This is a genomic window from Mesorhizobium sp. RSR565B, assembly GCF_054719465.1.
The window spans coordinates 6131349-6144895 of record NZ_JBTTIE010000001.1; the positions used below are offsets into that span (position 1 = coordinate 6131349).

Below are 13547 nucleotides of genomic sequence, written 5' to 3' on the forward strand. Positions count from 1 at the left end.
ACGAAGCGCCTTTCACGCCGTGCCGTCTCTGCCCTTAAAATCCTTCGCCAGCAAATACAGTTCCACCGACTCATCCCGCGACGCCGGCGGCTTCACGTGGTGCACTGAGCGGAAGTTCTTCTTGAGCATCGACAGCAGCTCGTTTTCGGCGCCGCCTTGAAACGTCTTGGCCAAAAAGTGCCCGCCCGGCTTCAGCACCGACAGCGCGAAATCGGCGGCCACCTCGCACAGATGCATGGTGCGGATGTGGTCGGTTCGCTTGTGGCCGGTGGTCGGCGCGGCCATGTCGGACAACACGATATCGGGGTCGCCGCCCAGCGCCTCGGCGAGCTTTTGCGGCGCTTCCGGGTCGAGGAAATCCATCAGCAGCACCGGCGCACCCGGCACCGCATCCATTTCGAGATAGTCGATGCCGATGACATGTGGATTATCAGCCGTCGATTTCGTCCTCGCGGCCGCCACCTGGCACCAGCCGCCGGGGGCCGCACCGAGATCGATGACCTTCATGCCGGGTTTCAGCAGATGATGCTTGTCATCGATCTCGATCAGCTTGTAGGCCGCGCGCGACCGGTAGCCGTCGGCTTTTGACCTCTGGACATAGGGATCGTTGATGTGGCGCTGCAGCCAGCGGCGCGACGATTCTTTGAGGCCCGACTTCTTCTTGATTCGTGTTTTGAGGACGCGAATGCTGGCGGAGCCCGGCTTTTCCGGCTTCTTGGTCATGACGTTATTTCTTGTTTGAGCTTTTGCGCTGGCCGAGTTGCCGCCGTTTTTCGGCGGCTTCGCGTTTCGCGAAGGGCTTCCCCCACTCCGTCGCCGCTTCGCGGCGCCACCTCTCCCCCCTCCGGACGGAGAGGAAAGGCGCCGGTCTGCATAAGTTCGCGCCCTTCCTCTACCCCGTCGATCGGGGGAGAGGTGTCGAGCGAAGCTCGACGGAGTGGGGGTCGACCGTTCACCAAAGCGATGCGGATCATGCTCGGCCCCGCCCACTGTTGCGCCAGACGCCGTCATCAGCCATCAGCTCGCTCAAAATGCCTTCGCGTAAGCCCCGGTCGGCGACGCGCAGCCGCTCCGACGGCCACACCGCACGGATGGCTTCCAGGATAGCACAGCCGGCCAGCACCAGGTCGGCACGGTCGGCGCCGATGCACGGGTTGGCGCAGCGCTGCTGGAAATCCCAGCCAACCAGTTTTTCGACCATGCGGTCGACGCTGTCGCGGTCCATCCACAGCCCATCGACGCGGCGGCGGTCGTAGCGTTCGAGATCGAGATGGACGCCGGCCAGCGTCGTCACCGTGCCGGATGTGCCCAGCAGATGGAATTTCGGACTGGCCAGCACATGGCTCAGCCGGTCGCGGCCGTCGAAGGACTTTAGCCGCACCGCGACATCATCGACCATGGCGGCAAAGATCTCGCGCGTCACCGTGCGGCCGCCAAAGCGCTCGGCCAGCGAGACAACGCCGACCGGCAGCGACGTCCACGACACGATGTGGTTGGCAAGCCGCGGCGAGCGCTGGCCGGTGAGGTCGATCAGCGCGATTTCGGACGAGCCGCCGCCAATGTCGAACAGCACCACGCCTTGCGTGTCGCGCTCGACCAGCGAGCCGCAGCCGGATACAGCAAGCCGCGCCTCGGTCTGGCGATCGATGATTTCCAACTTCAACCCCGCCTCTCGTTCGACGCGCTGCAGGAATTCGACGCCATTATCGGCGGTGCGGCAAGCCTCGGTGGCGATCAGCCGGGCCTTGCGGATCTTGCGGTTGCGCAATTTGTCACCGCAGATTTTAAGCGCCTCGACGGCGCGGTCCATCGCCGCCTGGCTCAGGTGCCCATTCGCCGTCAGCCCCTCGCCCAGCCTGACGATGCGCGAGAAGGCGTCGATGACGCGGAACTGGCCATGGCGCTGCGGCACCGCGACCAAAAGCCGGCAATTGTTGGTGCCGAGATCGAGCGCGGCAAACACCGGCAGTTCCTGCATCGGCGGCCGATGCATGGGCTGTTCCGGTCGGGGTTGTGGGGCCGAGGGCAAAGGCACGGGCGCTGGAGCGGCCGGGCCGACGGAGGCCGGCGCACCGACCGCCGCGGCCGTTGCGAGAGGGCTGTCGTCGCGCGCAAAAACCTTGCGCCCACGCCGGCGCTTGCGCCGCTTTCTCGCCTTGCCGCGCTGATGCTGGGCGTCGCCGGCCTGTCCGTTGCCGGACTGGGGCCCCGCCTGGCGGGGCCGCCCGGCGGATGGGCTTGGCCCGCCTGATGGCGGCGAAGCCCTGGACACGCCCACTTCCGGCGCGCCAGCGCCGGTGTCGTGGTCTTCCACTTCAGTTCCTTCCGGCGCCGCGCGAACCGGTAAACCGGACGCAGCAGGCGCTTCAATCTTTTAAGTTGCCGCCAGAGTAGCAGCGCCGGACCGGATCACCAAGAGCAAGGACTCAAATTTTGCCGGCTGCGTCCTGCCAGATCCCCGCTGCTTTGCAGCGTCCCGGCGTTCGCTAGCCTTTCATCTTGCCACTGGCACGGCGAATTCGCCGTTGGCGAACCGGCTGCTCACCCTTGCCGGTTGAATAGCCGGCTTCAATGAGGCATTTCTGAAATGAGGGGGAATTGGTGAATCGCGGACGTTTTAACGCCCGCCTGGGCGATGGGCAGCAACACATGACGACAACTGCATGAATTGGGGGGCCACGAATTGGAAGCGCTATCTGTGGCCGGTCATCGGTGTCGCGGCGGTCATCGGGTCGCTGTTGTTGCTGTGGCATGAACTGCGCGGCATCTCGATCGACGATGTCTGGGACGGCATATCCGCCATCCCGACGCGCGGCTGGATGCTTGCGGCGCTGAGCTCGGTGGTCGCCTACGCCTCGCTTGCCGGCTACGACCACATTGCCCTTCTACATATCGGCAAGAAGGTGTCGTGGCTGTTCGTCACCTTCTGCTCCTTCACCACCTACGCGCTGTCGCACAATATCGGCGGCTCGGTGTTTTCGGGCGCCGTGATCCGCTACCGCGCCTACGGCACCAGGGGGCTGACCGGCCAGGACGTCGGCATTCTGGTGGCAATCTGCTGGATCACCTTTGTGCTCTCCAGCATTCTGGTCGGCGGCCTGGTGCTGGTTTTCGAGCCACAAATCATCGACCGCTTTTCCGGCGCCCCGCACCACGGGTTGGCGATCGCCGCCGGCATCGCTTTGCTGATCCTGGTCGGCGCCTACATCTTCGGCAGCTGGCTGCATCTGAAGCCGCTGAAAATCGCCGGCTTCCAGCTGCACTATCCGGCGCTGCCGATCGTGGCGCGGCAATTGCTGATCGGCCCGATCGAGCTTCTGGCGGCGGCGGCGATCATCTTCTTTGCCCTGCCCGTTGCCGGCAATCCCGGCTATTTCGTCATCCTCGGCGTGTTCCTGGTGTCGTTCTCGGTTGCGCAGATCTCGCACGCGCCGGGCGGGCTCGGCGTGTTCGAGGTCGTGTTCCTCGCCGGCCTGTCTGATATGGACCCGGTCGGCGTGCTGGCGGCACTTCTGGTGTTCCGGCTGTTCTACCTGATCATCCCGCTGCTGATCGCGCTCGGCGTGGTGCTGTTCTTCGAGCACTCGCAATACAGCCGGACGGAGAGTTGAGGATCATTGGGTGCGGCGCGCCACCCCGGCGTAATTGCCCCTATGAAACGCTGTGATTGAAACGCAGCTTAGGCTTGACTATTTTCCGGCGGCGGCTACAAGGCACGCGCGGCTGCTTCGGCGGCCCACCAGCGCGACAGCGCCTGCTGGGGAATAGGTTAACGGTAGACCCACGGACTCTGACTCCGTTAGTCCTGGTTCGAATCCAGGTTCCCCAGCCAAGGCACGTCATGCCCACTGACAGCCAGTACATCCTCGAACGCATCAGCCAGGGATGCGTGACGCTTACCGAGGACGCGTTCGTCATCGACAGGTTAGTCAAGTATGTCGGCAACGGCAGGATCCGCTGGCATGTCGAATTGCGTAGGCACCGCATCGAACTGACGACCGGCCAGATCAAGAAGCAGCCGACCTTTCGCAGGAAAATCCTCGAACAGGCTGGCGTGCTGCCGCCGCAGCGTACCGGGGCCGACTACCGGCGATGGGCTCTCGATCTGAGGCGGAACGCCATCGAGCTTCCCTGGCGGGACAGGCCGGTCGATGCCGGTTTTGCCATCGACAGGCTGACCAGCCACGGCGATGGGCGCTGGACGGTGGAATACCAGGGCAAGGCGATAAAATTCACGACGACCAAACTGCGCAGGCAGCTCAGCTTCCGTAAACGCATGCTGGCCAAAGCCAAGGTGCTGCCGCCCGAACTGGCCCCAGCCGCTTATCGAAAGTGGATGGGCTGGCTTATTCAAAACGCCACTGAGGCGGCACCACAGGCCGGCGAAATCTTGATGACGGAGAAAAGCTGGCTGGACGACCTGCCGGAGCTGGCCGGCTGGCAAGATGAGGCGCCGCCCGAGAATTGATTGGGTTCCAATGATGTCATGCGCCGCTGGCGTGCGATCCGGTCGACGCTGTTGGGCACTTCACGTAAACAAGCTAAGATCGGTCCCGGCAGGGAGGACTTATGCAATGGCCGAACGAGAGGACAGAGATATCAGGGAATCGCGCCGCATCCTCCGGGACATCAAGCAACAGAACGGCCCGGCAGGCTTTAGTCGTCTCCCTTACGAGGACCGGTTGCTTAGCCTGAGCGAGAAATATCCTGATCAGATCGTACGGTATTGGCCAGTTGGCCTTATCGTTGTCTTTGGACTCCTCGCCCTGTTGATCTATTTCGCCTAGCGCAGTGGGCATTGCCCTCGGTGCGCTTTGACGAGGTTCCTCGGCATCCCAACGCGGATCTATCCGCATTTTAACTAATGTAGACAATTTAACTAATGTAGACAATCCTCACGGAGAACGTTCTCCCGGCTGGTGAGCAGTGTGGAATGGACTAACCTTGTGGATGAGGATGAGCTTCCGGCACCCAGCCGATCAGGCCGCTGGCGCACAATAGCTTTGGCGGCACTCCAAATCGTCCCACCGGTCATTTCGGTGGGATGCGCCATCATGGCCGGCTATTTCACCTATGGCTTCAAACAACAAGCCGCCCGCGGACATGGCCGCTTTGGCCGTGTCGATCATGAAATCCGGCGATGCCTCTCCGGAACTGCGCGATTGGGCAGCGGACGTTCTGGGGATACAGACCGATATCGGAATGCCTGCCAAAACTGCCCAGCAATAATCGCCTACCCGCCTCATATTCCTCCGGCGGCAATTTGGTCGCCGCCCAAATCAGCGGCCGGCGCCGCTCATTCAAGAGATGGCCTGAGGAGGCGCCGGCCAGGCGGGCATTGGGGTACCCGCCGACGCTACATTAGCATTCACGCATAGATTTGGTATGGCGCGAACGCGGAAGTGCCTTCACAGCAGCATTACCGCAATTTTTCCCAAGACCAGGAACCCGCAACGGTGCAAGGGTTGGAACGCCCAGCGTTTCGGCGCGGCTTGCCTGGAGACAATCATGGCGACGTTTCTTACCGCTCTCGCATCCGAAGGTCCGCCAGCCGACCGGGCGAAAGACATGGACCTGTATGGATGGTTGATCGGCAGTTGGGACATGGAGACGCTCCACCACCGCAACGACGGCACAATTCAGAAATGGGATGGCGAGTGTCACTTTGGTTGGGTGCTCGAAGGCCGCGCCATTCAGGACATCTGGATCAGGCCCAGGCGCCCTGCCCCGTCCACCATGTATGGCACGACCTTGCGCGTCTTCGATCCCGGGATCGGTGGCTGGCACATTATCTGGAGCGATCCGCTCAACCAGGATTACTCGCGCCAGATCGGGCGGGCCGAAGGCAAGGACATCGTCCAGATGGGCGCCGACTCGCGCGGCCTGCAGGCGCGGTGGCGGTTCACCGAGATCACCGCCGACGGCTTTCACTGGATCGGCGAGGAGAGACGCGCGGAGAGCGACCCCTGGCGCGTGACCTATGAACATTTCGCCCGCCGGGCGGGTTTCTGAAGCACGCCTGCGCGTTCCGCCCTCGTGCCCTTGCGCAACGCTCGATCATTTTCCCAACCGGCGCGATAACCCTCGTCCCGGTCAACGCCCCCGGCGAGAGCACGAAGGCGGTGGTCCCGCCGCCTGCCCCGCCCGCGAAAGGCAACAGCGCGCATACCGGCGTTTGAGCGAAAGACGGAAGCTTACTCCGCCGCTTTCGTAGCCTGCGATGCCCCTGATCGAGAGGAAATCCTCGAGCCTGTATCCGGCGTATTCGGCCGTTGCCGGATTGCTTTGCGCCGCCCGACCGGCAGCCTGCGCCAGCCGGGATGGTTGATGCAGACATTGTGGTGCGCATGGCGGGCGAGGTACGACCATAGATTAGCGATAGCTCAATTAACACCAAACGAGTATCTCAAAACCCGCCGGTACAAGCGCGCCCAAGAACCTTCATATGTACTGAGCGCGAACAGAGGCTAGACAAGCGAAGATTCCAATAGCATTGTTGGCACTGGGACGGGGCTCGACCGGCAAACGCAAACGATGCTTGTCGGTGGTTGGCAACTGCTAAACCGTACAGCCGTAATTGCCACGGCTGCGAGACCAAGGAGTCCCAAGGATGCCGAACCCAAGCCAAACCAGCGATCAATGGTGGGTCAACGACCAGACGCCGGACAACCCGTACGGCAAAAGCGAAGATTACGGAGCCTTCCTCACCTATCTTGGAGCGCTGAACCGGTCGATAACGCCGGCGATCGCGGCGGGAACGCTGAGGATCAATGTCTCCGAGCTCAATGACCATCCCGAATACAAGGCCGCCGCGATCGGCGCCTTGCAGATGTGGGCCAGTGTCACCCCGTTGAAGTTCGAAATCGTCGACAATGCACCATACAACAGCGCAACGGACTGGATGCAGGTTGTCAGCCCCGAACTGGGCGAAGAGGACGACGGCAGCGCCTATTCCAACGACCGCTATGTCAGCATCGGCCAGCGTTTCCACGACACCGAGGTCAACAAGACGGATATTGGCGGCTATGTCTTCGATTCCTTCATCCATGAATTCGGTCATGAGTTCGGCCTGAACCACCCCGGGCTCTACAATTACAGCGGCCCCGGCGGCGTACAGATCAATTATCTGAACAATGCGACCTGGACCTACGACCGTCAGCAATACAGCGTCATGTCCTATTTCGACGGGATCGATGTCGGTGAAACCAGCCGCTGGTCGGCGTCAACGCCGATGATGGCCGACATCGAGGCAGTCATCCGCCGCTTTTTCTCCACCGTCGACGAGAACGGCGTGCGCACCTATCAGCATATCGATCTCAACACGGGCGACAACGTCTACGGCTTCGGCAGTGCCGTGGATGGCTACCGGCTGACCTCGTCGGGCATGCAGCACGATATCGGTTTCGTCATCCATGACACCGGCGGAACCGACACGATCGACTTCTCCGGCTCGACGGCCGGCACGATCCTCGATTTGCGCGCCGGACAGTTCTCCAGCGTCAACGGCCACAGCAACAATGTGTCGATCTTCGCCGGGCACAACGCCGACGGCACCGACTATTACATCGAGAACGGCATCGGCAGCAGCTATGACGACGTCCTGATTGGCAATGACGGAGCCAACGTGCTGGATGGCCGCGGCGGCGGCGACCGCATGGCCGGCAATGGCGGCGACGACACCTACTTCGTCGACTCCCTCGACGACATCGTGCGCGAGGAAGCCAATGGCGGGAATGACACGGTCGTTCTGCTGAACCGGAACTTGAATATCCGGAAAATCGCCAACGTCGAACACATCATCTACGCCGACGGGTCGACACTCCAGCCTGGAGGCGGCGGCACCGAAACCCTGCCGATCATCGGCGACAACACGCTGACCAGCGTCATCTTCGGCGACAATGGCAACAATACGCTCGACGGCGGCGCCGGCGACGACACGATCTTCGGCCAGGGCGGCGATGATCTCATCATCGGCGGCCGCGACTCGCTCGCCAGCCGCGACATCAACAACACCATCGATGTCGCCGACCTTCCAGACCAGACCGAGAGCGACGACGGCAATGACACGCTCTATGGCGGCCGCGGCAACGATACGATCCTCGGCGGCCAGGGCAACGACATCCTCGACGGCGGCGACGGCGACGATACGCTGAGCGGCCAGGATGGCGTCGATATATTCAGGGGCGGCGCCGGCGTCGACACGGTAGACTTCAGCAAGGAGAGCCCCTTCCAACTGCTCGTCAACCTCGAGACGAACGTGGCCAGCGGCGGAACCGCCACGGGCGACACCTTCTACAGCATCGAGAACCTGATCGGCTCCGATGACCGCATCGACCGTTTCATCGGTACGTCGGCGGCAAATCATTTCTGGGGCCGGGGCGGCGGCGACTATTTCAACGGCGGCGGCGGCAACGACATACTGGATGGCGGCAATGACGGCGACATCCTGTACGGAGAAGCCGGCAACGACACGATCATCGGCGGCGCCGGCCAGGACTATCTGGATGGCGGCGCCGGCATCGATACGGTCGTCTACGAAGGCAGCTCCGCCAGCGTGACGATCGACCTCGCCAATGGCACGGCCAATGGCGGCGATGGCGATGGCCCGGTGCAGATCGTCGGGCGCGGCACCGTTATCCGACACGACATCCTGGTCGGATTCGAAAACGCCGTCGGGTCGTTCTTCGACGACCATCTCATCGGCAACGCCCAGGCCAACAAACTTTCCGGCGGCGCCGGCAACGACACGCTGACCGGCGGTGGCGGCGCCGATATATTGAATGGCGGCGCCGGCAGCGACACGGCGGACTACGCCGACGCGGCCATCGGGCAAAACCTCAAGCTGGGTGGCGGCAAATCCGGCGGCGACACCTATATCTCGATCGAAAATCTGGCTGGCTCGGGCTTCAACGATCACCTGACCGGCGATGGCGCGGCCAATGTGCTGACCGGCCAGGGCGGCGCCGACAAGATCGACGGCGGCGGCGGCGATGACACCCTGCTCGGCGATTTCGCCTATCAGGGCGATGCTCCGCCACGCCCGGGCATGGGCACCGGCTACGCCACGCTCGGACCGGACGCGACCAACAATTCGGTCTCGACCGCCTTCGACATCTCGAACAACTTCTCGCTGACGGCTGACCCCGACATCTTCGATTCGACGACCACCCTTCACACCACCGTCAATGCCACCGGAAACGGCCTCGGCGGATATTACAGCATCAACCTGGCCGCCGGCACGATCATCACCATCGACATCGATGGCATTGCCGACCCCAATGTCCATGACAGCATCGTCAGGGTGCTGGACAGCGATGGTAATATCGTCGCCCAGAATGACGATGGCGGCAACGACCCCGGTTCCAACAACGGCCGCGATTCGAGCACCAGCTTCATCGTTCCGGAAACCGGAACCTACTATATTGTGGAGGGCGAATGGTCGGACTCGGCTCCTGGCGATGGCTGGGTCGAATCCGTGCCGGAGGGCTCGACTTACAAGCTGAACGTGTCGGTCGAATTCCCGCCGGCACCAGCTCAGCCGGGCGTTGCGGGCGCCGATACGCTCAACGGCGGCGGCGGCAGCGACCTTTTGGATGGCGGGCTGGCTGCCGATACGCTGACCGGCGGCGCCGGCGACGACTATTTCCGCTTCTCGACAGAACTCGGGAACGGCAATATCGACTGGATCAAGGACTTCAAGGTCGCCGACGATACGATCCTGCTGGACAACCTCATCTTTGCCAGCGTTGGCGGCGACGGCGCCCTCGCTCTGGGCTCATTCTACAAGAGCGCAGCCGGCGCTGCTCATGATGCCGACGACCGCATCATCTACGACACCGACAGTGGAATATTGTCTTACGACGCCGATGGTTCCGGACAGGGAGCGGCCGTTCAGTTTGCACACCTGAACACAAATCTGGATCTTTCGGCTGCAGACTTCATTGTCATCTAACGCGTTGCCGGGAGGGGTGCCGTCAGGCTGCCCTCCCGCATACCCCAGCGCAGTGAAAAGGGAGAGGACGCGATGACTGACCGCCGCACAGTGTTAATGGCCGCCGGAGTTGCGGCAGTCGCCGCGGCCACCGGGGCAGCGGCAGCGCAATCGCCAGATATTCGCGCGCCAGATATTCGCGCAACAGATATTCGCGGCGCCGTCACCTTTGTGGGCGGCAAGGCTATCCCGGAAGGTCATCTCGAGATCTATCTTGAGGATCCCGCCATTCAGGACAGTGGGCGACGCCGCGCCGCCAAAACCAGCCTCAAGAGCGAGGGCGGCTCAAAGACGATAGAATTTTCCTTGCCCCTGCCCGCAAGCTCGACCACTTCACCAACGCTGCAGGTCGTTGCGCGCCTGGAGCGTGCGGACGGCTGGCTGGTGGCGCGGGGCAGCGCACAGTTCCAGGCCGGCCTGCCCGTCCATGTCACACTCAAGGCAGTTATCTATTGAAGGACGAGATGCCATATCCTGATTGCGAGCCTGCATGCAGCTGACGCCATCGACGCCGCTTACGCTGGTCGGAATCCTGGCGTCCTTTCGACGTGCGTTTTCGGGCATCGTCCTGATGAGCGGGGTCGTCAACGTGCTGACCCTGACCGGCTCGTTCTTCATGTTGCAAGTCTATGACCGCGTCGTTCCGGGTCGCAGCGTGCCGACGCTGGTCGGCCTGGCGGTGCTTGCGGGAACATTGTTCGTGTTTCAGGGAGTGCTGGAGCTGATCCGCTCTCGCCTCATGGTGCGGCTGGGACAGGGGTTGGACGCAAAGCTGAGCCCGTCGGTCTATTCGGCGCTGATGCGCCTGCCGCTGCGCGCCAAGCCTTCCGGCGACGGGCTGCAACCCCTACGGGATCTCGATCAGGTCCGCTCCTTTATCGGCAGTGCCGGACCGACCGCTTTGTTCGACCTGCCATGGATGCCGCTCTATATCGGCATCTGTTTCATTTTTCATTTCTGGATCGGCGTTACCGCGCTTGCCGGCGCCGTTGTCCTGTTTGCACTGACGCTTCTGGCCGAATTCCGGACCCGCGGCCCGACAAGGATCGCCGGACAGCACGCGGCCGTTCGCAGCACGTTGGCCGAGGCGACAAGGCGCAATGCCGAAGCCATGCAGGCCATGGGTTTTGGCGGGCGTATCGCCGAGCGGTGGTCTGCCGTCAATGCCGAGTACCTGAACGCCCATGCGGCGGCCAGCGATGTCGCGGGAACGCTTGGCACGATTTCCAAGATCCTGCGATTGATGCTGCAATCGGCAATGCTGGCGATCGGCGCTTATCTGGTCATCAAGCAAGAGGCGACCGGCGGCATCATGATCGCAAGCTCGATCATGATGGGCAGGGCGCTGGCTCCGATCGAACTGGCGATAGCGCATTGGAAGGGTTTCATTTCGGCGCGGCAAAGCTGGGCACGCCTGAAGCAGCTTCTGTCCGCGCTGCCGGAAGGCGCAACCGGCGTGACCCTGCCCGCGCCTGTCAGCGCGCTGGCGGTCGAGAATGTCAGTGTCGCGCCGCCGGGCGAACGCACGCCGGTGGTGTGGGATGCAAGTTTTTCACTGGCCAGGGGAGCAGGCCTGGGGGTCATCGGCCCGAGTGCTTCCGGCAAATCATCGCTGGTGCGTACGCTTGCAGGTGTCTGGCTTCCGGCGCGCGGCGCCGTGCGGCTGGACGGCGCGACGCTTGACCAGTGGCCGGCCGACGAGCTGGGTAAACATATCGGCTATCTGCCGCAGGATGTGCAGTTGTTCGACGGCACGATTGCGCAGAACATCGCCCGCTTCGACCCGGATGCGTCGTCCGACATGGTGCTTGCGGCAGCCAAGGCCGCCGGCGTGCATGATCTCGTCGTGCATCTGGCCGACGGTTACGACACAAAGGTTGGCGAAGCCGGCGCCTCGCTCTCGGCGGGGCAACGCCAGCGTGTCGCCCTTGCCCGCTCTCTTTATGGCGATCCGTTCCTGGTCATCCTGGACGAGCCGAATTCCAATCTCGACTCAGAGGGTGAAGTGGCCTTGTCCGCCGCCATCCAGGGCATCAGGGACCGCGGCGGCATCGTTATCGTCGTCGCGCACCGGTCAAGTGTGCTGGCCAATGTCGACACCGTGCTGGTGATGGCCAATGGCCATGTGCAGGCCGTCGGTCCGAAGGATGAGGTGCTGAACAAGGTCTTCCGATCGGCGGCACCGCTCAAGGTCGTTGCCGCCACGGAGAGAGGCGTTCCTGCATGAGCGAGGACAGATCCGCTTTGCATCATCGGCAGGTCCGCAGCTATCTCGTGGCTGGCGTTGCTACCTGTCTGCTGCTTGTCGGAGGTGTTGGCGGCCTGGCGGCAGTGACCAAGATGTCGGGTGCGGTGATCGCAGCTGGCCGGCTGGTGGTCGATTCCAATGTAAAGAAGGTTCAGCATCCGACGGGCGGCGTGGTCGGCGAGATCAGGGTGCGTGAAGGCGACCGGGTCAAGGCGGGCGATATTCTGGTGCGGCTGGATGAAACGACAACACGCGCCAATCTGGCGATCGTCTCAAAAGGTCTGGATGAGTTTTATGCACGGTTGGCGCGCCTGGAGGCGGAGCGTGACGGCAAGGACACGATCAGCTTTCCGGACGTTTTGACATCGCGGCGCGACGAAGCCGGTGTCGCCGCATCGATGGCCGGAGAACAATCGCTGTTCGATTTCCGGCACCAGGCGCGGTCTGGCCAGCGATCGCAATTGCGCGAACGGATCGCGCAGTTGAAGCAGGAGAGTGCCGGCCTGACCGAGCAGCTGCAGGCGAAACGCCGCGAGATCGAGCTGATCCAGATCGAGCTGGAAGGTGTGCGGTCGCTCTGGCATCGCAAGCTGATAGGAATCGACCGCATGACGTCGCTGGAACGGGACGCGGTGCGGCTCGAAGGCGAGCATGGCCAGTTGACCGCGGGAATTGCCCAGGTGAAAGGCAAGGCGTCCGAGATCGAACTGCAGATCATCCAGATCGACCAGGATCTTCGCAGCGAGGTCGCGACCGATTTACGCGATACCCAGGGAAAGATCTCCGAGTTCGTCGAACGCAAGGTAGCGGCCGAGGACCAGTTGAAGCGCATCGATCTGCGCAGCCCGCAGGATGGCGTGGTGCTGCAGTTGGCGGTGCATACGATCGGCGGGGTCATCACCCCCGGGGAACAGGTGATGCAGATCGTACCGGTGACGGACGACCTGACCGTTGAAGCGCATATCGCACCGCAGGATATCGACCAGGTGACGATGGGCCAGAATGCGATTTTGCGCCTGTCGGCGTTCAATCGGCAAACCACGCCGGAGCTGACCGGGACGCTGTCGCGGATCTCGGCCGATCTCACCATCGAAGAGCGCACCGGAGCAGCCTTCTATGTGGCGCGGGTGACGCTGCCCAAAACCGAGGTCGCCAAGCTGCGCGGGCTGGCGCTGGCGCCAGGCATGCCGGCCGAAGTGTTCTTCCCGACGGGCGACCGGACGATGCTTTCCTATCTGGTGAAGCCGCTGTCGGATCAGATCCAGAAAGCTTTCCGGGAAGAGTGAAGCCGCACCTTTGAGAGCTGAA

At 62.7% G+C, this 13547-nt stretch carries 10 protein-coding genes and 1 tRNA gene; 9 read left to right on the top strand and 2 right to left on the bottom strand.

Annotated features, from left to right (window positions below; genetic code table 11):
- Positions 1-12: 12 nt before the first annotated feature.
- Positions 13-723, bottom strand: a complete 711-nt coding sequence (locus ACYG9R_RS29645) for an RlmE family RNA methyltransferase (protein ID WP_023694903.1) — start codon at positions 721-723, stop codon at positions 13-15.
- Between the two features lie 247 nt (positions 724-970).
- Complete coding sequence (locus ACYG9R_RS29650) at positions 971-2314, bottom strand: Ppx/GppA phosphatase family protein (RefSeq protein WP_023739293.1); 1344 nt, start codon at positions 2312-2314, stop codon at positions 971-973.
- Between the two features lie 349 nt (positions 2315-2663).
- On the opposite strand from ACYG9R_RS29650, the gene ACYG9R_RS29655 reads away from it, so the two are divergent.
- From ACYG9R_RS29655 to ACYG9R_RS29695, 9 genes are all read left to right on the top strand, one after another.
- Positions 2664-3611, top strand: a complete 948-nt coding sequence (locus ACYG9R_RS29655; protein WP_023698055.1) for a lysylphosphatidylglycerol synthase domain-containing protein — start codon at positions 2664-2666, stop codon at positions 3609-3611.
- Between the two features lie 147 nt (positions 3612-3758).
- Positions 3759-3832, top strand: a tRNA-Gln gene (locus tag ACYG9R_RS29660).
- A 9-nt stretch (positions 3833-3841) separates the two neighbouring features.
- Complete coding sequence (locus ACYG9R_RS29665) at positions 3842-4468, top strand: hypothetical protein (RefSeq protein WP_031199620.1); 627 nt, start codon at positions 3842-3844, stop codon at positions 4466-4468.
- Positions 4469-5073: 605 nt separating this feature from the next.
- Positions 5074-5229 carry a hypothetical protein gene (locus tag ACYG9R_RS29670; protein ID WP_023698054.1) on the top strand — a complete coding sequence of 52 codons (156 nt, stop codon included), beginning with the start codon at positions 5074-5076 and terminating at the stop codon, positions 5227-5229.
- A 279-nt stretch (positions 5230-5508) separates the two neighbouring features.
- Positions 5509-6012 (top strand): hypothetical protein, encoded by a 504-nt coding sequence (locus ACYG9R_RS29675; protein WP_023824582.1) that lies wholly within the window; start codon positions 5509-5511, stop codon positions 6010-6012.
- A 598-nt stretch (positions 6013-6610) separates the two neighbouring features.
- The gene (locus ACYG9R_RS29680; protein ID WP_023824581.1) at positions 6611-9952 is read left to right on the top strand and encodes a M10 family metallopeptidase C-terminal domain-containing protein; all 3342 of its coding nucleotides are present in this window, start codon (positions 6611-6613) and stop codon (positions 9950-9952) included.
- Between the two features lie 72 nt (positions 9953-10024).
- Positions 10025-10447 (top strand): hypothetical protein, encoded by a 423-nt coding sequence (locus ACYG9R_RS29685; protein WP_023698051.1) that lies wholly within the window; start codon positions 10025-10027, stop codon positions 10445-10447.
- Between the two features lie 34 nt (positions 10448-10481).
- Positions 10482-12218 carry a type I secretion system permease/ATPase gene (locus tag ACYG9R_RS29690; RefSeq protein ID WP_023824580.1) on the top strand — a complete coding sequence of 579 codons (1737 nt, stop codon included), beginning with the start codon at positions 10482-10484 and terminating at the stop codon, positions 12216-12218.
- On the top strand, positions 12215-13525 hold the full coding sequence (locus ACYG9R_RS29695) for an HlyD family type I secretion periplasmic adaptor subunit (RefSeq protein WP_023824579.1): 1311 nt from the start codon (positions 12215-12217) through the stop codon (positions 13523-13525). Before ACYG9R_RS29690 ends, ACYG9R_RS29695 begins: the two co-directional genes overlap by 4 nt.
- Positions 13526-13547 lie beyond the last annotated feature (22 nt).